The following is a 20,505-nucleotide window of genomic DNA, read 5'->3' on the forward strand; positions in this document are numbered from 1 at the left end:
GATTTTTAGCCTTCACGTCCCCTCCAAGGGTCGTTCCAAAGCTGCTGCTGCCATGGCCTCGCAAAAGAAAACCATCCGTCTGCTGATCCTCGAGGACTCGCAGAATGAAGCTGAGCGACTGGTCAGCCTGTTTCGCAACGCGGGCCAGGCGACGCGGGTGCACCGACTCACCTCGAGCGAGGACCTCGCCGATGTGCTTCAACAGACCTGGGACCTGCTGATCAGCGCGCCGGCCAGCGTCAATCTCGAGCCCAGCGAAGCAATCGGCGCCATCCGCAAGCAAGCCAAGGACATTCCGGTCATCCAGCTGATCGATGGCAACGACCCCGATGCGATCACCGAAGCCCTCACCCTGGGCGCCCAAGGCGCGCTTCCGCAGGGCGAAGACGAATGGCTGATCCTCATCGCCAATCGCGAGCTGGCGAACCTGGACGAGCGCCGCGCCCGTCGCTCCGCCGAGCTGGCGCTGCGCGAGGCCGAGAAGCGCTGCCAACTGCTGCTCGAAAGCTCGGTGGACGCCATCGCGTATGTCCACGACGGCATGCATATCTATGCCAACCGCGCCTATCTCGAACTCTTCGGCTACGAAGATGTGGAAGAACTCGAAGGCATGCCGATGATCGACCTGATCGCCTCCTGCGACCAAGGTGAGTTCAAAGGATTTCTGAAGAATTACCAAAGCCTGCAAGGCAGCGCCGAGCTGGTCTGCGGCGGCATCCGCGCCGATGGCGGCAACTTCAAGGCACGCATGCATTTTTCGCCCGCCAGCTACGACGGCGAGTCCTGCATCCAGGTCGTCATTCGCGCGGAGAATGACAACGCCGAACTGGAGAAGCTGCGCGAGATCAGCAACCAGGATCCGGTGACAGGCCTCTACAATCGCAACCACTTCCTCGAGTTGCTGGACGGCGCGGTCGAACGCGCGGTCAACGCCGGGCAAGGTTCGAGCCTGGCCTACATACGGATCGATCGCTTCGCCAGCCTGCAGACCGAGATCGGCCTGGGCGATTCGGACCGCTTGCTGGCCGAGCTGGCCCAAGTGCTGCGCGAGCAATTCGAGGACAAAGCCGAGCTGGCACGTTTCGGTGACGACGCCTTTGCGATGTTGATGTCCGAAGCCTTGCCCCAGCAATTCGAACAACCACTGGTTCAATTGCTGCGAAAAGTCGAAGGGCATTTGTTCGACATTGGCGGCCGTACCGTCCAGACCAGCCTGAGCATTGGTGTCGCGGCGCTGGACGAACGCACCGCGAAGGCGCGCGACGTGATCGACCGCGCCCACCGCTGCGCCGAAGAACTCGCCGACGGCAATGCGCTTCGCATTTATGACCCGGCCGACGAACTCGCTGCCGCGGCCAGCCGCGGCAATATCCTGGCGATGCTGCAGCAAGCGCTGGAAAAAAACAGCTTCCGCCTGCTCTTCCAGCCGATCATCAGCCTGCGCGGCGACAGCCACGAGCACTATGAGGTTCTGCTGCGCCTGCTTGACCCGCAAGGGGTCGAAGTTCCGCCGGCAGACTTCCTTGACGCCGCCAACGAAGCGGGGCTGGCCACCCGGATAGACCGGTGGGTGCTGCTCAACTCCATCAAGCTGCTCGCCGAGCACCGCAGCAAGGGCCACAGCACCCGCCTCATGGTGCATCTGTCGGGTGCCAGCCTGCAGGACCCGTCACTGATCACCTGGCTTGGCGTCGCGCTCAAGGCATCCAAACTGCCACCCGACTCGCTGATCTTCCAGCTCGACGAGAACGACGCCGTCGCCTACCTGCGACAGGCGAAAGCGCTCTCCCAGGGACTCATCGGGCTCGGCTGCCGCATCGCCCTGGCCCAGTTCGGCTGTGTGCTCAACCCGTTCAACACGCTGAAGCACCTGAATGCCGAGTTCGTCAAGGTAGACGGCTCCTACACCCAGGACCTGACACGTCAGGAAAACCAGGAAGCGCTCAAGCAATTGCTCGCCGAGCTGCATGAGCAGCACCGACAGAGCATCGTACCCTTCGTCGAAAGCGCCACCGTCCTAGCCACGCTGTGGCAGGCCGGTGTCGGTTACATCCAGGGCCAGTATCTTCAGGGCCCAAGCCAGTCGATGGACTACAACTTCGCCTCGGACGAGGAATAACCGAGGCGCACGCCTGTCACCGGCTCGCTGCAACTGCCCGCATTCGCCCCGTGGCTTGATCAGCGTCAGGCCACATCCACACGATTGGACTAGAGTTTGCGCACGCCTTCCATTTGCGAGAGGAGTTGCGCCATGACCATGATGAAAGCTGCCGTGTTCGTCGAACCGGGCCGTATCGAGCTGCAGGACAAACCCATCCCCGAGATCGGCCCCAACGACGCCCTGCTTCGCATCACCACGACGACTATCTGCGGCACCGATGTGCACATCCTTAAAGGCGAATATCCCGTCGTGCCAGGTTTGACCATTGGTCACGAACCGGTCGGCATCATCGAAAAACTCGGAAGCAACGTGAAGGGCTACCAGGAAGGTCAGCGGGTCGTGGCCGGGGCGATCTGCCCGAGCTTTACCTCCTACGCCTGCCAGGACGGCCTCGCCTCGCAGGATGGCGGCTGCAGCTGTCACGGCTACAAACCCACGGGCGGCTGGCGCTTCGGCAACACCATCGACGGCACCCAGGCCGAGTATGTACTGGTGCCCGACGCCCAGGCCAATCTGGCACCCGTGCCGGATGGACTGAGCGACGAACAAGTGCTGATGTGCCCGGACATCATGTCCACCGGTTTTGCCGGTGCTGAGGCCGCCAACATCAAGATCGGTGACATCGTGGTGATCTTCGCCCAGGGACCGATCGGCCTCTGCGCAACCGCGGGGGCCAAGCTGCGCGGCGCCAGCACGATCATTGCAGTGGACGGCGTCGATACCCGACTGGACATCGCTCGGCAGATGGGCGCCGACGTCACCTTGAATTTCCGCAACGTCGACGTGGTCGAGGAAGTGCTCAAGCTTACCGGCGGACGCGGCGCGGACGCCTCGATCGAGGCACTGGGAACGCAATCGACCTTCGAAAGCGCCTTGCGGGTACTCAAGCCCGGCGGCACGCTGTCCAGCCTCGGCGTCTATTCCAGCGATCTGACCATCCCCCTCGGCGCCTTTCACGCAGGCCTCGGAGATAACAGGATCGTCACTTCGCTCTGCCCGGGCGGCAAGGAACGCATGCGGCGCCTGCTGAATGTAGTGGCCTCGGGGCGGGTCGATCTGGGGCCGCTGGTCACCCACCAGTACGCCCTGGACGCTATTACTGACGCCTATGACCTGTTCGCCAACCAGCGCGACGGCGTGCTCAAGGTGGCGATCAAGCCCTGAGTCCACGGCCGCGGCAACCGCCGAGGAAGAGGCCTGCTACCGCGGCCTCGAGCCGGCGAAGGCCGAGGCGCAACGTCGCCCGTTGCTTCGCTATGGGAGTTGCGCTGTGGCCTGCGCGCCCGGCCCAGGCGCTAAGCTGGGCGACGCACTCGCAGGCGCTCGTGGGTTGTTCTATTCCACGCCTTCCCTGTCCCTGAACCCGAGCAGGTAGAGAATTCCATCGAGCCCCAGGGTGGAGATCGCCTGCTTGGCGGACTGCTTGACCAACGGCTTGGCGCGGAAGGCGACACCCAGCCCGGCCAATCCGAGCATCGGCAAATCGTTGGCGCCGTCACCCACGGCAATCGTCTGCTCCAGGCGCAGGCCCTCACGCTCGGCCAGTTCACGAAGCAGATCGGCCTTGCGCTGCGCATCGACGATGGGTTCCTGGGCGACGCCGGTAAGCTTGCCATCGACGATTTCAAGTTCGTTGGCATACACGTAGTCGATTCCAAGCCTGGATTGCAGCTGACGCGCAAAGTAGGTGAAGCCACCCGACAGGATCGCAGTCTTGTAGCCCAGCCGTTTCAATTCCGCGAACAGCAGCTCGGCACCCTCGGTCAATCGCAGGCTGGCCCCGACTTCGGCCAGGGCGCGCTCCTCCAGGCCTTCAAGCAAAGCCAGGCGCTCTTTGAAGCTGGCGCGGAAATCCAGTTCACCGCGCATCGCTCGCTCGGTGATTTCAGCCACCTGAGGACCGACACCGGCCACCTTGGCCAATTCATCGATGACTTCCGCCTCGATCAGCGTCGAGTCCATGTCGAACACCGCGAGCCTGCGATTGCGACGGAACACCGAGTCGCGCTGGAAGGCGATATCGACGTTGAGTTCCTGCGCCACACTGAGAAACTCGGCGCGTAGGGCAGCCGTGTCTTCAGGCTCGCCGCGCACCGAGAATTCAATGCAACCCTTGCCCAGTTCTTCTGGCATATCCAGCGGCTGACGCCCGGACAGACGGTCGATGTGATCGATGTTGAGGCCGTATTTGGCGGTGATCGAGCTGACCCGCTGCAACTGCTCGGCCGTGACCTTGCGAGTCAATAGCGTGACGATGTGCCGAGGCTTGCCCTGCCCTGCGACCCATTGCTGATAATCGTGCTCGGCGACCGGCGTGAAGCGCACCTGCTGGTCGTGCTTGTAGCCCATGAACAACACGTCCTTGAGCACCGAAGAGGCGCGCTCGGTGTCGGGTATCTCCACAAGAATCCCGAACGACAAGGTGTCATGTATCACCGCCTGACCGATATCCAGGATATTCACGCCACCCTGAGCGAGCACGCCGGTGATGGCCGCGGTCAGCCCGGGGCGGTCTTCCCCGGTGATATTAATCAGAACGATTTCGCGCAAGGCGCAGCTCCTATGGGCAAAGAAGGCGGGCATTCTACAACAGCCGGCCTACTGCTGAGCGTCACCACATCCGCCCGATGCGAGCGGCCCGTCATCCAGGGGCGATGCTTGCTACATTTCGTCAGCTTTGGCCCTGAGTCTTTCGGCCCCCACCGCGCTTTCCGTATACTGCGCGGCACCTTCCTCAAGAGTAGAGCCGCGCTCTGTGAACCGGCCCGCATCCGTCAAACCCGATAATTTCTTTCTGCTGATCTATCGCGCACTGCGCCAGCGACGCGTTCCGCTGGTGCTGCGAGTGGCCAGCCACACCCTGCTGCTGGTCGCCCTGGCGTTGATCATCTATGCCTGGGTCATGGGCATGCAGTTCAAGCATGCCATGGAGCAGCAGGCCGATGCGCTGGGTCAGAGCCTGATCACCCAGACGGCAGCCTCGGCGACCGATCTGCTGGTGGCCAATGACATCCTCAGCCTCAACGTACTGCTGAGCAATCTGGTGAAGAACCCGCTGGTGGCTCACGCCGCGATCTACAGCGTCGACAACCGCGTGCTGGCGGAGTCGGGCGCGCGCCCGCAGCGTAATCTGCTGGGTGACGAAGAAGGCCTTTATTCCACGCCCATCAGCTTTCAGGAAGTGATCGCCGGGCACCTGCGCATCAGCCTCGACATGCGCCAGTTCCAGCAGCCGATGACCATCAGCCTGCAAAGCATGGGGCTGCTCAGCCTGATCCTGCTGGCGCTCGCGCTGACGCTCAGCATGCGCCTGGGGCGGCAGCTTTCGCTGCCGCTGATGCAGCTGCGGCTGTGGCTGCGCGATCCGGACGACCCGGCGCCCGGCGCGGGCCGGCAGGACGAGATCGGCGACCTGGCGCGTCAACTGCAGGCACGCCTGGTACCCGAGGCGCCCGAACCGGAAATCGAGCTGGACGACAGCATGCAGGACCTCTACTCGGCGCACTTCGACGTGCCCGCGGCGGGCCCCGCCAGGCATCACGACAGCCCGGCCATCACGCTGGACGAGCACCTCGACGACGAAGATGAATACGAGCCGCCGAGCAACAAAACACCCGAGGCGCCCATCGAGCCAGACGATCTCAGCCCCTTCGACGAGCGGCCTCCGTTCGAACAAGCCAAACCGGCGCCCGTGCCCGTGGCCATCGCACCGGCAACGCCAGCCGCAGCGGGGAAAAGCGGTGTACTGGCGGTCCAGCTCGGTGCGCAGGAGCAACTGCGTCGCCTGCCGCGTGCTCGGCTTACCGAGCTCTTGCAGCGCTACAGTGACTGCTTGCAGCAAGCGGCGACCCTTTACCAGGCCGAATTGCATACGCTCAACGACGGCAGCAGCCTCATGCTGTTTCACAGCCAGGACGACGAGCAGAACTACCTGACCCATGCCTTGTGCTGCGGCGAGTTGCTGCGCGCGCTCGGCCACGCGCTGCAGATCGAGGTGGCTGACAGTGGCATCACCCTGCAGCTGCAACTGGGGCTGACCCAGGGCGAAGGACTCTACGATCTCAGCCAGGGCGACCTGCTGCTCAGCGAACCGGCGCAGGCGGCGCTGGCCATGTCGCAGCACAGCCGCAATCTGCTGCTGGTCGAGCGTGGAATTGGCGAAGACAGCCTGATCCGCCAGCGTGCACGCATCCGCCCGATTGCCAGCCCGGAAGGTGCCTGCTGCGTCGAGCGTCTGCTCGAACCCTACCCATCCCTGCTCGAGCGCCAGCTGGCCCGCATGCACGAGTTGCGCAGCCGCGGCTGACCCCCTCGACAGCGTCGACGCGTTGTCGCCTCCTTGGCGGAACGGCGATTGACGCGACACTCGGCCAGAATGCGATGGAGAACGGCATGCCGCCTGATTCGCGGCGCAACGGCTGGGCAACACAGGCGAACGGCACGGGATCGACGGCCCGGCCCGGCCGTGACAGTCAGTTGCAAGCCCAGCCGGGTGTGATTGCCTGATCGCGGGGTCGCGCCAGCGCTCAGAAGCGGAACACTTCCAGGTCGGTCCGGATCGGCTCGGCCGCGGGTATGGCAGGCGGCGCTTCTGGCTTGGCCGCTGCCTTGCCGACGTTCTGCTTCGCACGGGCCCTTGCCATGGTCATCGGCTCGACCGCGGACGCCATCATCTCGCTAAGGCGCTGCAACAACACGCTCTGCGCGCGCACCTGGTCGGTCGTGCTGCCCTGATGCTCTTCCTGCAGCCGGACCAGACGGCTGCCCTGGCGCTTGCCCTGCTTGTCCAGCAAGCGCCACTGGGCTTCCAGCACAGCGGGATGCTGCGGACCGGAATCAAGCCGGGTGATTTCCAGTTCGATCTGGACATCAGGGTCGAAGCCTTTACTGCCCGGACTCAATTCGAGGGTCTGGGTCTTCAAGCGCCAGGCCAACTGGCGCAACAGAAGCTGATTGATGTCGCCTTGCAACTGTCCGGCCCAACGCGCCTGCTGGCCATTGGCCGCCAGGCTTCCATCCGGAAGGCGCTGCAGCAGTGCATCATTGTGCAGGTAGTCGGCCAGTGTCACCGGCCCAAGCAATATCGCCGCGCCATCCTTCGCCTGCGCGGGCATCTCCACTGTTCCGTTGTCGAGCCGGTACATCGGTACGGGCTGGGTGACGCAACCCGTAAGGCTGGCACAGGCGAGTAATAAAACAGTTGTGAGGCGCTGCACGTTCGTCTCTACCTTGGCAAAGGGCCCTGGCGACGCGATGAGCCAGCAGGTTCCGACCTGCTTCGCTGCATCGGCCACCCGGGTCGCCGTACCGATTGTCTTGCCCGCGAGGCGGCGGCTGATTGCAGCAATCGTCTCGCGAATGGATGAAATGAGAAGGCCGCTATCTTCCGTGAAACGTTCGCCGGATGCCAGCCTCCAATGAGGCTCGGCCTCAGTTCAGCGTCTCGACCAGCAGCGCATCCACACGCTGGAAGCCCCGAGGCAGCTTGTTTCCTCGCCTGCCGCGCTCACCCTTGTAATGTTCAAGATCATCAGCCTTGAGCGACAGGGTGCGCTTGCCGGCCTGCAGCACCAGCGTCGCTCCCTCAGGCAGCACGGCGAGATCCATCAGGTACTCCTCACGGCTGGCTACGCGGTCGCCAGCGATACCGATGATCTTGTTACCCTTGCCCTTGCCCAGTTGTGGCAGGTCGCGAACCGGGAACACCAACAATCGCCCTTCGGTCGTCACAGCGGCCAGCCAGTCCTGATCTCGATTGCTCAGCGGCCGCGGCGCGACCACGCGCGCACCGGTCGGCAGCGACAGCAGCGCCTTGCCTGCCTTGTTCTTGGCTTGCAGATCCTCGCCCTTGACCACGAAGCCATAACCGGCATCCGAGGCAATGACATACAGCGCATCGTCCTCTGGCAGCAGTACGCACTCGAAGCTGGCGCCCGGCGGCGGCGTGAGGCGTCCGGTAAGCGGCTCGCCCTGGCCGCGCGCAGAAGGAAGCGAGTGTGCCGGCAGCGAATAGCTACGACCGCTGGAATCGATGAACACCGCGTACTGGTTGGATCGGCCCGTCGCAGCGGCCCGGAAGCCATCTCCGGCCTTGTAGGACAGTCCGGTGGCGTCGATGTCGTGGCCCTTGGCGCAACGCGCCCAGCCTTTTTCCGAGATCACCACGGTGACCGGCTCGGAGGGCAGCAGTTCGTTTTCCGACAGCGCCCGCGCTTCGGCGCGCGCCACGATGGGGGAGCGGCGGTCGTCGCCATAGGTCTCGGCGTCGGCGATCAGTTCCTTGCGCACCAGTTTCTTCAGCTTGGCCTCGCTGCCCAGCAATGCCAGCAGCCTGTCCCGCTCCTTGGCCAGCTCGTCCTGCTCGCCGCGAATCTTCATCTCTTCCAGGCGCGCCAGCTGACGCAGGCGGGTGTCGAGAATGTAGTCGGCCTGTAGCTCGGACAGCTCGAAACGCGCCATCAGGACCGGCTTGGGCTGGTCCTCGGTCCGAATGATATGAATCACTTCGTCGAGGTTGAGGAACGCTACCAGCAAACCTTCCAACAGGTGCAGCCGCTTCTCAACCTTGTCCAGGCGGAACTGCAACCTACGGCGCACGGTACCGATGCGGTAGGTCAACCACTCACTGAGCAACACCTTGAGGTTCTTCACCTGCGGGCGGCCGTCGAGGCCGATCACGTTGGTGTTGACCCGATAGCTGGACTCCAGCTCGGTGGTCGCGAACAGGTGCTGCATCAGTTCATGCGCGTCGACCCGGTTGGAGCGCGGAATGATGACGATCCGGCACGGGTTTTCGTGGTCCGACTCGTCGCGCAGATCGGCCACCATCGGCAGCTTTTTCGCCTGCATCTGCGAGGCGATCTGTTCCAGCACCTTGGAGCCTGACACCTGGTGCGGCAGCGAGGTGACCACGATGTCGCCGTCCTCGACGCGATACACGGCGCGCATGCGCACCGAACCGCGGCCCGTTTCATAAATCTTCAGCAGGTCAGCGCGAGGCGTGACGATTTCCGCCTCGGTCGGATAATCCGGGCCTTGTACGTGCTCGCAGAGCTGCTCCACGGAGGTACTCGGCTCGTCGAGCAGGCGCACGCAGGCGGCGGCGACTTCGCGCAGGTTGTGGGGCGGTACGTCGGTCGCCATGCCCACGGCGATACCGGTGGTGCCGTTGAGCAGCAGATTGGGCAGGCGCGCCGGCAACGTCGCCGGCTCGTCGAGCGTGCCGTCGAAGTTCGGCACCCAATCGACCGTGCCCTGCCCCAGCTCGGACAGCAGCACTTCCGAATAGCGGGACAGGCGGGCCTCGGTGTAGCGCATGGCGGCGAACGACTTCGGATCGTCCGGCGCACCCCAGTTGCCCTGGCCGTCGACCAGCGTGTAGCGGTAACTGAACGGCTGGGCCATCAGCACCATCGCTTCATAGCAGGCCGAATCGCCGTGAGGGTGGAACTTGCCCAGCACGTCACCGACGGTACGCGCCGACTTCTTGTGCTTCGAATCGGCGTTCAGCCCCAGCTCGCTCATGGCGTAGATGATCCGCCGCTGCACCGGTTTGAGGCCGTCGCCAATGTGCGGCAGTGCGCGATCCATGATCACGTACATCGAATAATTGAGGTAAGCCTGCTCGGTGAAATCAGCGAGGGAGCGACGCTCCACGCCGTCCAGGCTCAGGTCGATAGTTTCGCTCATGGTCGATCCGTGGCATGTTGGCGCAGCACCAGAGTGCCTGCGCGCTGGGTGAATTCGAGTTGTTTCAGGGCACTCATGCCCAGCAGAACCTGTTCGCCGCCGAAGCCGGGCGCAATGAGCGCACGCACGTCATGCAGGACGATATTTCCAAGCGTCAGGCTCTCGAGCACCGTACGGTAGCCCGTCGTCACGCCATTGGCGGTCTGCAGCGCCACCGGCGCACCACGGGCCAGGTCGAGGCGCTCCGCCTGCTCGGCGGGTATCGCCACATCGGTCGCCCCGGTGTCCAGCAGGAAGGTGACCGGCTCACCGTTGATCAGTCCGTCGGCGACGAAGTGCCCCTGGCTGTTACTGTCCAGCCGCACCTCGATCTGGTCGCCCTGCACCACCGAAACCGGTTCACGATTGGGATTGAAGCGACTCTGTTCCCAGTCGGCAAAAAACTGCGTGGCCAATAGCAGCCCCGCGCCCCAGGCCAGCACCAGCATGACGCGGCCGGCGCGGCGGCCGGCGGGCTGCGTCACTGTTTGGCACCCCAGCCGCCCTTTGGCGCGGCAAATCGCCAGACCACCGGACGCGTTTCACCGTCGGCGCGCGTCAGACCATTGTTGTCGACGCCGATCCAGGCGCCCTCTGCATCCACCCACAGCGCTTCGGCATTGCCGAACGGGGTGTCATAGCGGCGTCCGTCCGCCAATGCCGTGGCTGCATAGGACCAGCACAGCTCGCTATCGCCGGACGCCGGGTTGCGCCGACAAATCCGGTTGGAAACGGGTTCGAGGGTGAACAGTTTGTCCATGTGGAAAGCCAGGCCGGAAAACCTCCGGGGCTGATCGCTTTCGGCCATCGCTGGCGGTGGTGGTTCGCTCCCCCCCTCGGCCAGTAACACACAGCCACCCGTGCACTGCCAGACGCTCTGCTTGCGATGCATGACCATCAGGCCCCGGCGACTGTGTTCGGCCGCCAACCACAGGCGATTGGCCTCCGGATCAACCGTGATGCCCTCGAACATCGCATTGAACTGCAGCAGCATGCCGCTCGCGCGTGCCTGGCGCACCAGGCTGTCAGGCAGGTTCAGCCATTCGGCCGTGCCTGCCGGATTGACCCGCAGCACCGCCGCGTGCGCTTCGCTGACCAGGTAGCGGTTGCCCAGGCTGTCGCAGCTCAGACCCTCGAAATCCATTTCGCCGCCGCGCACCAGGCCGGTGATAGCGGCCCGCATGCGCACGCCCCACGACAAACCGGTGTTCGGCACGGGCGGTAACTCGAACTGCTCGGCTTCGGCTTGCCAGACGGTTTCACTGGCATCGAGGCGGTACAACCGGTCGTCCTCACGGTCCGAGACGGCCCAGAGCCCATCACCGCACCAGGCCAGTCCGGAAAGGTTGCCCTGGGCGATCCCTTCCACCGGGTGTTCGCTCTCCAACGCCAGTTCCGCAACGTCCTGCGCTCCCCACGCCGGGGCCGCCAGCGCGGCCACCAGTGCAACCCAGCGAGCGTTCAAATCAGCACCTCGGCGAGGTTGCCCTTGGATTCGAGCCAGCTTTTGCGATCGCCCGCGCGCTTTTTGGCCAGCAGCATGTCCATGATTTCACGGGTGCCGTCGAAATCACCAAGCGTCAGCTGCACGAGCCGTCGCGTGTTGGGGTCCATGGTGGTTTCGCGCAGCTGCGGCGGATTCATTTCACCCAGCCCCTTGAAGCGGGTGACCTGCGGCTTGCCGCGGCGCTTCTCGGCCAGCAGGCGATCGAGAATGCCGTCGCGCTCGGCTTCGTCCAGCGCATAGAAGATGTCCTTGCCCAGATCGATGCGGTACAGCGGCGGCATCGCCACATAGACATGACCGGCGTCGACCAGCGGACGGAAGTGCCGAACGAACAGGGCGCACAGCAGCGTGGCGATGTGCAGGCCGTCCGAATCGGCGTCGGCGAGGATGCAGATCTTGCCATAACGCAGCTGGGAGATGTCCGCCGCGCCGGGGTCGACGCCGATGGCGACCGCGATATCGTGCACCTCCTGGCTGGCCAGCACTTCGCTGCCGTCGACTTCCCAGGTGTTCAATATCTTGCCGCGCAGCGGCATGATCGCCTGGAACTCCTTGTCACGCGCCTGCTTGGCCGAGCCGCCGGCCGAATCGCCCTCCACCAGAAACAGCTCGGAGCGCGCCGGGTCCTGGCCAGCGCAGTCGGCCAGCTTGCCGGGCAGCGCCGGCCCTTGGGTAATGCGCTTGCGCTCGACCTTCTTGCTGGCCTTGAGACGACGTCCGGCGTTGCTGATCGCCAGTTCGGCCAATTGCAGGCCAAGCTCGGGATGCGCGTTGAGCCACAGGCTGAACGCGTCCTTGACCACGCCGGAGACGAACGCCGCCGCTTCACGCGAGGACAACCGCTCCTTGGTCTGGCCGGAAAACTGGGGTTCCTGCATTTTGGTCGAAAGCACGAAGGCGATCCGCTCCCAGACATCCTCCGGGGCCAGCTTGACGCCGCGCGGTAGCAGGTTGCGGAACTCGCAGAACTCGCGCATGGCATCCAGCAATCCCTGGCGCAGGCCGTTGACATGCGTCCCGCCCTGCGCAGTGGGGATCAGGTTGACGTAGCTTTCCTGGACGCTGTCGCCACCTTCGGGGAGCCACAGCAACGCCCAGTCGACCGCCTCCTTGCTGCCAGCCAGACTGCCGCAGAAGGGCTCGTCGGGCAGGCGGGCAAAGTCGCTGACAGCATCGACCAGATACGAGCGAAGCCCGTCCTCGTAATGCCATTCGACTTTTTCGCCGCTGCTCTTGTCCTCGAAACTGACGTTGAGCCCGGGGCAAAGCACGGCCTTGGCTTTGAGCACGTGCTTGAGGCGGCTGATGGAGAACTTCGGCGTATCGAAATACTTCGGATCGGCCCAGAAATGCACGCTGGTGCCAGTGTTGCGCTTGCCGACCGAACCGACGACGTCCAGCTCGCTGGCCTTGAACCCATCGGCGAAGGTCATGCGGTATTCACTACCGTCCCGCTTGACGGTCACCTCGACGCGGGTCGACAAGGCATTGACGACCGAGATGCCGACCCCGTGCAAACCGCCGGAGAACTGGTAGTTCTTGTTGGAAAACTTGCCGCCGGCGTGCAGTTTGGTGAGGATCAGCTCGACACCCGAGACACCCTCTTCCGGGTGGATATCCACGGGCATGCCGCGCCCGTCGTCGATGACCTGGAGAGAATTATCCTGGTGCAGGATCACCTGGACGGAACTGGCATGACCCGCCAGCGCTTCGTCCACGCTGTTGTCAATGACCTCCTGCGCCAGATGATTGGGCCGAGAGGTGTCGGTGTACATACCCGGACGCTTGCGCACCGGATCCAGGCCGGAGAGGACTTCGATGGCTTGTGCGGTGTAAGACATGGGCGTCTCGTGATGTCCTTATGAATCGGAGAAATCGACGTCTGCGAAAATCGCCGGGTCGAAGCCGGCAAACGCCAGCAGAGCGGGAAGCCGCTCGGTGAACCCCTGGAAGCCATGATCGCCGCCAGCCTGGATGCGCACAGCGCAACCCTTATAGAAGTCGGCGGCATGCCGGTAATCGAGGGTTTCGTCACCCGTCTGCAACCAGACCTGGTAGCGCTCGGCGTCTTGCGGCGGCGGCACTTCAAGCTCGGCCAGGGCCACCACGTGGTCCTCGGTCAGCTCCCACGCCTCGCCCGTGTACAGATTGGTCTGTGTACCGAGGTAACCCTCGAAGCGACGATGCGGCGTCACGGCCGGATTGATCAACAAAGCCTTGAGCCCGTGGCGCTCGGCGAGATGCGTTGCATAGTATCCGCCGAGGGAGCTGCCGACCAGCAGCGGGCGCCCCAGCTCGGCCAATGCCGATTCAAGCTGCGCGATGGCCTGGCGAGGATGATGGTGCAAGGCCGGTACTCGCAGCCATGCCCCCATGCCGATGCGCTCCAGCGCCGCGGTCAACTGGCTGGCCTTCTGCGACAACGGAGAGCTGTTCAGGCCGTGCATGTAGAGAATGGCGGGGTGCGTGTGGGTCATGCTGGTTCGCTGGGCTGGCAAAAGACCGAAAGGCTACTAGGCGAGGCGCGCTGGCTGCAAGCCACATGACACGAGCCGCGCCGGCCATTGCGTCAGTCGCCAGCGCTCGGGCTTCAATAGCCCTTGATGCTGTAATCCACCTCGAAGGTCGTACCGACCACTCGGGAAACCCCGGTGTCGAGACGCCCATCGGCGTGCAGACGCAGCCAGCGGTAGCCCGGGGCGCGGGTGTCGACCTGAAAATCCTCGCTGCCCGGCGCGAACTGCACGCCCGTCGACGGCGTTGCAAGCAGGCGGACGCCCCCACGCACGGCATCGAACTCTTGGTGTATGTGGCCCCAGAGCACTGCCTGCACACAGTCAAAGCGATCGAGCACATCGAACAGGGCGTCACGGTTGTGCAGACCGATGCTGTCCATCCAGCGACTGCCAATGCTGACCGGATGATGATGCAGGCAGACCAGATGATGACGCTGCGGTGCCTCGCGCAAGGTTCGCTCGAGCAGCGCCAGCTGGTCGTCGCGAAGCATCCCGAATACCGAACCCGGCACCAGCGTATCGAGCAGGATGACCCGCCACGCGCCGATATCCAGCACAGGCTGCATGAGCTCGCTGCCGCGAGTCGCTTCCTGCATGGCCGCCAGTTCGTCGTGGTTGCCGGGGCACCAGCGTACCGGCGCGTCGATACGCTCGGACAACTGACGAAAACGCTGATAGGAGGCCAGCGAACCGTCCTGTGAAAGGTCGCCGGTCGCCAGTATCAAGTCGACACTCGGCTGCTCATCGATGACCAGATCGACGACCCGTTGCAGGCTCTCGCCGGTGTCCATGCCCAGCAACTTGCCGCCCGCCTCGGCGAACAGATGACTGTCCGTCAGCTGCACCAGCAGTACCGAGTCTTTTTCAGCGATGAGGGTCGAAGCAGCCAAGACCCGTCTCCTTTGGCGAATGGCGGAGGAATTATGGTGGCTGGCGGTTGTGGGGGTAAACCACGCGATGCGGGCTTGCATCACAGAACCCACGGCGAGCGAGTCAGTGCGCTGGCTGCGTCACAGGACGGTCATGTTCTTGTTGCAGGGCCTGGTTGAACGCTGATAGCGGGCTACAGCACCGGCTCGAGTTCATGACCGCAGGCCAGGCAGTGACCGAGCCATTCGCCCAGGAACAGGTTGAGCTGGTTCTTCTCGTCGGGCTGGTGCATCTGCGCGTTGGGATAGCTGTAGATGCCGCGAAACCGTCGGGCATTCTCGGCGCTGATCACTTCAGCCATACGGGCATCGTGATAGACCCGCACGTCCATCTGGGGCACCGGCAACCAGGGCAGGCAATCCTGCTGGCTGATTTGCACCGTGGTGGTATAGGGGCAGCTTTCCACGACCTTCAGCACGAGTACGCCGAGCAGCCGGTCGCCCTGGCTCATGGCGATCCGACGTGTCTCGGACGGGTTGCGCATCTCTGGCAACAGACGCATCAGCCGCAGGTAATTCGCCTCGCAGGCCGCCTGCAACTCCAGCAGATCGACACGATACCGCTCGCGCGTTCGCCTCATGCCCATGCCCCCCTGATTTCATCGCGATTCAAGGCCAGCCACTGCAGCGCAATGATGCTCGCGGCATTGTCGATGCCACCGTCGCGCACCGCCTGCAGGGCCCTCTGCATCGACCAGACATGCACGCGGATGTCCTCGCCCTCTTCATCCAGCCCGAACACGCCCCCCGCATTGGAGCTGTCGCAATGCCCGACGAAAAGGTGCACCCGCTCGGTGCTGCCGCCTGGTGATGGAAAATAGGTGGTCACAGGCCACAGCTCGGCGATTTCCAGCCCCGCCTCTTCGACGGCTTCGCGGCGTGCCACCTCCTCGGGCTGTTCATCCTTGTCGATCAGGCCGGCGACCAGTTCGATCAACCATGGATTGTCGACCTTGCCTATCGCGCCGACCCGAAACTGCTCGATCAGCACGACCTCGTCCCGACGCGGATCGTAAGGCAGGACGCAGACCGCATCGTGCCGCACGAACAGCTCGCGCTCCAACTGCCGGCCCATGCCGCCGCTGAACAAACGATGGCGCAGCTGCAAACGATCCAGGCGATAAAAGCCATTGAAGCATTGCTCTCGCTCGATGATCTGGACATCATCCGAGCCGGGTTTGAACGTATCGGTCATGAAGCACTCACATATCGGTTTGTCCGCGCCCGCCTGGCGCTGGAAAGGCTGCAACCGTCACGGCGTGAGCGGTCTTTGAAGTGTCATCCTAGCGCGCCGTTTATTCAGGCGCAGCCCTTTGCAGACCACTCGCACGGTTAAAAATTGCTTGACGACGCCATACGAACTTCCCTATCCACTGGCACTCGAAACCGCACCGCAGTCACCATTAGAGCCATGAAGTCACTGATGCCTTTTCGCCAATCCCTCGTACTGATCACCCTCGCACTGCTGCTCAGCGCCTGCCAGCACTTTGGTGCAGGGCGCGCTGTCGACGTTCGACAGATCGTCAGCGAGCAACGTCCCGCCGGCTGCCCGGAGCAGGACGACAGCTGCCCGCTGGTCAACATCGATACCCAGCTGTTCGCCGATGAGCCTGCGTTGAACGCGCTGATCGACCAGCGGTTACGCAAGATGACCGTGAACAGCCCGGAGGCGGTGGTGCCGGCCACGCTGGAAGGCTACCAGCAGGATTTCCTGCACGATGCCGAGCCCGGCTGGAGCAGCTATCTCCAAGCGAAGTTGCGCGACCAGCATGACACGCTGCTGGTCGTCGAGCTGTCGAGCTACCTGTACACCGGAGGTGCACACGGCATGCCCGGGCGCGGCTTCATCAACTATGACCGTGAACAGGACCGCGAGCTGCAACTGGCCGACATTCTCCTTCCCGGCAAGGAGGGCGCCTTCTGGCGCGCCGCCGCACAGGCGCACCAGCGCTGGCTGGTGGCCAACGACCACGACGCCGCGTTTTCCCAGCAGTGGCCGTTCCAGCGGACCCCTCATGTCGCGCTGCTACGCGACAAGGTGCTGCTGAAATACGACGTCTACAGCATCGCGCCCTACTCGAGCGGCCATCCCGAACTGGAAATCCCGTACGAGGAACTCGCCGCTATTGTGAAGCCGGCATATCTGCCGTAACACGGCTGACGCGGCTCAGCAGCAGCAACAGTCCACCCGAGACGAAGAGCGCCGGCAGGCTGGCCCCGATCTGCGGCCAGGCGCTCGTCAGCCAGTGGTAGGTCATTACGCCGCAGCCCCACGCCAGCAGCGCCTCCCAGCGCAGCGCCACCAGCCGCGCCGGCTGCAGACCCCGCCGCCGCAGCAGGAAATGATCGACCAGCACCACGCCGAACAGCGGCGCGAACACCGAGCCGATCAGCAGCAGGAAGTTCTGATATTCGGCCAGCGGCGCGAGCCAGGCGATGAACGTGCAAAGCGCGCCGATGATCAGCGCCAGCCACTCGATACGAACCGGGAGCAGCACGCCCACCGAAACCGCTGCCGAATGGATGTCGGCGAAGGCATTTTCGGACTCATCGAGCAGAATCAGCAACAGCGGGATACCCAGCCCGGCGCCCGCCAATGCCAGCAGCAACGCGTTGACTTCGCCAGCGCTTGCAAATGCCAGGGTATAGGCCACGCCGAGGCTCATCAGCCAGACGTTGCCGACAAAGAAACCGATCACGGTGCCGCCGAACACACGCCGTGCCGCCTTGCCGAAGCGCGAGTAATCGGCGATCAGCGGCAGCCACGACAACGGCATGGCGATGGCGATATCGAAGCCCAGCGCGAACGGCAGCGAGCCATCGCCCTGCCGCGCCCAGAGTGCTGGCAGATCGGCTTTGTCCAGCAGGTTCCAGGTCAGCCACAGGCAGGCGCCCAGCAGCAGCCAGATGCCCCACTTGCGCAGTATCCGTCGCACGAACGTCAGCGGACCGGTGATTGCCAACAGCGTGGCCAGCACGCCAAACGACACCGTCCAGAGGATGGGACTGGTCAATCCGCTCTCTTGGCCAAACGCACGGGCGGCCAAGAGGCTCGCCGCGTCGCGCATGACGATGAGTTCGAATGCGCCCCAACCGACCAGTTGCACCAGATTGAGCAATGCAGGCAGTACCGCGCCGCGACCACCCAGCGTGAGCTTGAGGTTGGCCATCGACGACAGGCCGGTGTCGCAGCCGATCACCGCGACCGCACCCAGCAACAGCACGCCGACCGCGGTGCCGCTGAGGATCGCCAGCAGCGCCCCACTCATGCCGAGCCCAGGCGCGAGCAGGGCGCCCAGCTGCAGTACCATCAGGCCGATACCCAGCGAAAACCAAAGGGAGAACAGATCGCGTCCACCGAGAACGCGCTGCGTGGGGTCGATCGCATGATGCGGAGAATAAAGGCCAGGCGTATTCACGTAGGTAGTCTCGAAAAAAAAGCCGGTTGCCCGGCGCAAAGCCACGGAGCGAGACTGCTCGCTCGCGCAGACGAATCCAGGCGCAGCCGCTGACTGCGGCCGGACGGCGTTTGCTCACCGGAGCGAGCGCTTGAGGCTCGCCAGGGTGGACAGCGTCAGAGGTCATCCACGCCTCCGACGCCCCCATCGAGCCATGCCAGTCGCCAGGGAGCGAGGCGCACGAAGCGCTACGCCGCCCTGCGCGCACCCTCAGACCTGCTTGTAGATCACCGACCCTTCGTCCTTGAAGCGTGACGACTGCTCGGCAAAGCCAGCTTCGATGGCTTTCTGCTCATCGGTCAGGCCGTTTTGCGCCGCATAGTCACGGACCTCCTGGGTAATCTTCATCGAGCAGAATTTCGGCCCGCACATCGAGCAGAAATGCGCCACCTTGGCCGAGTCCTTCGGCAGGGTTTCATCGTGGTAGCTGCGCGCGGTGTCCGGGTCCAGCCCGAGGTTGAACTGGTCTTCCCAGCGGAACTCGAAACGCGCCTTGGACAAGGCGTTATCGCGAATCTGCGCGCCCGGATGCCCCTTGGCGAGATCGGCGGCATGCGCGGCGATCTTGTAGGTGATAATCCCGGTCTTGACGTCGTCCTTGTTCGGCAGGCCCAGATGCTCTTTGGGCGTCACGTAGCAAAGCATGGCGCAACCGAACCAGCCGATCATGGCCGCACCGATGCCGCTGGTGATGTGGTCGTAGCCCGGCGCGATGTCGGTGGTCAGCGGGCCGAGGGTATAGAACGGCGCCTCGTCGCAGCATTCGAGCTGCTTGTCCATGTTCTCCTTGATCAGCTGCATCGGCACGTGACCCGGCCCTTCGATCATGCACTGGACGTCGTGCTTCCAGGCGATCCTGGTCAGCTCACCGAGGGTTTCCAGCTCACCGAACTGCGCGGCGTCGTTGGCATCGGCGATGGAGCCGGGGCGCAGGCCGTCGCCCAGCGAGAAGCTGACGTCGTAGGCCTTCATGATTTCGCAGATTTCCTCGAAGTGCGTGTAGAGGAAGTTCTCCTGGTGATGCGCCAGGCACCACTTGGCCATGATCGAACCACCGCGAGACACGATGCCGGTGACGCGCTTGGCGGTCAGCGGCACGTAGCGCAGCAGGACACCGGCGTGGATGGTGAAATAATCGACTCCCTGTTCGGCCTGTTCGATCAGCGTGTCGCGGAACAGCTCCCAGGTCAGCTCCTCGGCGATGCCGTTGACCTTCTCCAGCGCCTGGTAGATCGGCACCGTTCCGATCGGTACGGGGGCGTTGCGGATGATCCATTCGCGGGTTTCGTGGATGTGCTTGCCGGTGGACAGGTCCATGACCGTGTCCGACCCCCAGCGAATGCCCCAGGTCAGCTTGGCGACCTCTTCCTCGATGCTCGACCCCAGCGCCGAATTGCCGATGTTGCCATTGATCTTCACCAGGAAGTTGCGGCCGATGATCATCGGCTCCAGCTCGGTGTGGTTGATGTTGGCAGGGATGATCGCGCGGCCTCGCGCCACTTCGTCACGCACGAATTCAGCGGTGATCTCTTTCGGTATCGATGCACCGAAACGCTGCCCGGCGTGCTGCTCGTTGAGTAGGCCGGCGGCGCGCGCTTCCTGCAATTTCATGTTTTCGCGGATGGCGACGAATTCCATCTCGGGCGTGATGATGCCCTGACGCGCATAGTGCATCTGGCTGACATTCCGGCCTGGCTTGGCGCGGCGCGGGTTGCGCACGTGGGCAAAGCGCATCCTGGTCAGCTCGGCGTCGGCAAGGCGCTGCTGGCCGAACCTGGAACTCAGCCCGTCGAGCAGTTCGGTGTCGCCTCGGTCGTCGATCCAGGCCGAACGCACGTCGGCCAGACCCTTTCGCACATCGATGGTCACGGCCGGGTCGGTATAAGGGCCGGAGGTGTCATACACCAGCACCGGCGCGTTGATCTCGCCAGCGCCGCCAGGCCCGGAAAAGGCCGTAGGGGTCGCGTCGAGGCTGATCTCGCGCATCGGCACGCGAATGTCCGGGCGCGATCCCTGCACGTAGATTTTCCGGGAACGCGGGAAAGGCTGGATCGATTGTTGATCGACCTGGGCCGATTCACTCAGGTTTTGTTGTTCTGCACGCATCAGACTGGCTCCTCGAGAATTGTCGGAGCGAACCTGAAAAACACGGCGGGGAAAGGGCATCGGGCGCGCCGGGGCTGGCGCCGAGAGACTCGCAGACAGG

16 protein-coding genes are annotated in these 20,505 nt (G+C 63.8%); 4 read left to right on the forward strand and 12 right to left on the reverse strand.

Features of this window, described 5'->3' with window-relative positions:
- Window positions 1-52 precede the first annotated feature (52 nt).
- On the forward strand, window positions 53-2,119 hold the full coding sequence (locus tag GQA94_RS00745) for an EAL domain-containing response regulator (protein ID WP_158186261.1): 2,067 nt from the start codon (window positions 53-55) through the stop codon (window positions 2,117-2,119).
- 132 nt (window positions 2,120-2,251) lie between these two features.
- Window positions 2,252-3,325, forward strand: a complete 1,074-nt coding sequence (locus GQA94_RS00750) for an NAD(P)-dependent alcohol dehydrogenase (RefSeq protein ID WP_158186262.1) — start codon at window positions 2,252-2,254, stop codon at window positions 3,323-3,325.
- A gap of 171 nt (window positions 3,326-3,496) precedes the next feature.
- On the opposite strand, the gene serB is transcribed toward GQA94_RS00750, so the two are convergent.
- Window positions 3,497-4,711: a phosphoserine phosphatase SerB gene (serB, locus tag GQA94_RS00755; protein ID WP_158186263.1), complete on the reverse strand. Its 1,215-nt coding sequence runs from the start codon at window positions 4,709-4,711 to the stop codon at window positions 3,497-3,499.
- A gap of 205 nt (window positions 4,712-4,916) precedes the next feature.
- Here serB and GQA94_RS00760 point away from each other — a divergent pair, with 205 nt between their 5' ends.
- The gene (locus tag GQA94_RS00760; RefSeq protein ID WP_158186264.1) at window positions 4,917-6,467 is read left to right on the forward strand and encodes an AhpA/YtjB family protein; all 1,551 of its coding nucleotides are present in this window, start codon (window positions 4,917-4,919) and stop codon (window positions 6,465-6,467) included.
- Between the two features lie 220 nt (window positions 6,468-6,687).
- On the opposite strand, the gene GQA94_RS00765 is transcribed toward GQA94_RS00760, so the two are convergent.
- From GQA94_RS00765 to nudF, 9 genes are all read right to left on the reverse strand, one after another.
- Window positions 6,688-7,377 (reverse strand): PqiC family protein, encoded by a 690-nt coding sequence (locus GQA94_RS00765; protein ID WP_233270203.1) that lies wholly within the window; start codon window positions 7,375-7,377, stop codon window positions 6,688-6,690.
- A gap of 214 nt (window positions 7,378-7,591) precedes the next feature.
- A complete protein-coding gene (parC, locus tag GQA94_RS00770) occupies window positions 7,592-9,850 on the reverse strand; it encodes a DNA topoisomerase IV subunit A (RefSeq protein WP_158186265.1) in 2,259 nt (752 codons plus the stop codon).
- Window positions 9,847-10,374 carry a retropepsin-like aspartic protease family protein gene (locus tag GQA94_RS00775; RefSeq protein WP_158186266.1) on the reverse strand — a complete coding sequence of 176 codons (528 nt, stop codon included), beginning with the start codon at window positions 10,372-10,374 and terminating at the stop codon, window positions 9,847-9,849. Before GQA94_RS00775 ends, parC begins: the two co-directional genes overlap by 4 nt.
- A complete protein-coding gene (locus GQA94_RS00780; protein ID WP_158186267.1) occupies window positions 10,371-11,354 on the reverse strand; it encodes an esterase-like activity of phytase family protein in 984 nt (327 codons plus the stop codon). Before GQA94_RS00780 ends, GQA94_RS00775 begins: the two co-directional genes overlap by 4 nt.
- Entirely contained in the window at window positions 11,351-13,237 is a 1,887-nt protein-coding gene (parE, locus tag GQA94_RS00785; protein WP_158186268.1) for a DNA topoisomerase IV subunit B, read from the reverse strand. Before parE ends, GQA94_RS00780 begins: the two co-directional genes overlap by 4 nt.
- A gap of 18 nt (window positions 13,238-13,255) precedes the next feature.
- Entirely contained in the window at window positions 13,256-13,873 is a 618-nt protein-coding gene (locus GQA94_RS00790) for a YqiA/YcfP family alpha/beta fold hydrolase (protein WP_158186269.1), read from the reverse strand.
- A gap of 113 nt (window positions 13,874-13,986) precedes the next feature.
- Window positions 13,987-14,802 carry a 3',5'-cyclic-AMP phosphodiesterase gene (cpdA, locus tag GQA94_RS00795; RefSeq protein ID WP_158186270.1) on the reverse strand — a complete coding sequence of 272 codons (816 nt, stop codon included), beginning with the start codon at window positions 14,800-14,802 and terminating at the stop codon, window positions 13,987-13,989.
- A 173-nt stretch (window positions 14,803-14,975) separates the two neighbouring features.
- The gene (locus GQA94_RS00800; protein ID WP_158186271.1) at window positions 14,976-15,422 is read right to left on the reverse strand and encodes a DUF1249 domain-containing protein; all 447 of its coding nucleotides are present in this window, start codon (window positions 15,420-15,422) and stop codon (window positions 14,976-14,978) included.
- Window positions 15,419-16,036 carry an ADP-ribose diphosphatase gene (nudF, locus tag GQA94_RS00805; protein WP_158186272.1) on the reverse strand — a complete coding sequence of 206 codons (618 nt, stop codon included), beginning with the start codon at window positions 16,034-16,036 and terminating at the stop codon, window positions 15,419-15,421. The genes GQA94_RS00800 and nudF overlap by 4 nt, the downstream gene beginning before the upstream one ends.
- 228 nt (window positions 16,037-16,264) lie before the next feature.
- On the opposite strand from nudF, the gene GQA94_RS00810 reads away from it, so the two are divergent.
- Complete coding sequence (locus tag GQA94_RS00810) at window positions 16,265-16,993, forward strand: RsiV family protein (protein ID WP_158186273.1); 729 nt, start codon at window positions 16,265-16,267, stop codon at window positions 16,991-16,993.
- On the opposite strand, the gene cytX is transcribed toward GQA94_RS00810, so the two are convergent.
- Complete coding sequence (gene cytX, locus GQA94_RS00815) at window positions 16,965-18,260, reverse strand: putative hydroxymethylpyrimidine transporter CytX (RefSeq protein WP_158186274.1); 1,296 nt, start codon at window positions 18,258-18,260, stop codon at window positions 16,965-16,967. The genes GQA94_RS00810 and cytX overlap by 29 nt on opposite strands.
- Window positions 18,261-18,509: 249 nt before the next feature.
- The gene (gene thiC / locus GQA94_RS00820) at window positions 18,510-20,405 is read right to left on the reverse strand and encodes a phosphomethylpyrimidine synthase ThiC (protein ID WP_158186275.1); all 1,896 of its coding nucleotides are present in this window, start codon (window positions 20,403-20,405) and stop codon (window positions 18,510-18,512) included.
- Window positions 20,406-20,505: the final 100 nt, after the last annotated feature.

Source organism: Stutzerimonas stutzeri, from assembly GCF_009789555.1.
GTDB classification, from domain to species: domain Bacteria; phylum Pseudomonadota; class Gammaproteobacteria; order Pseudomonadales; family Pseudomonadaceae; genus Stutzerimonas; species Stutzerimonas stutzeri_R.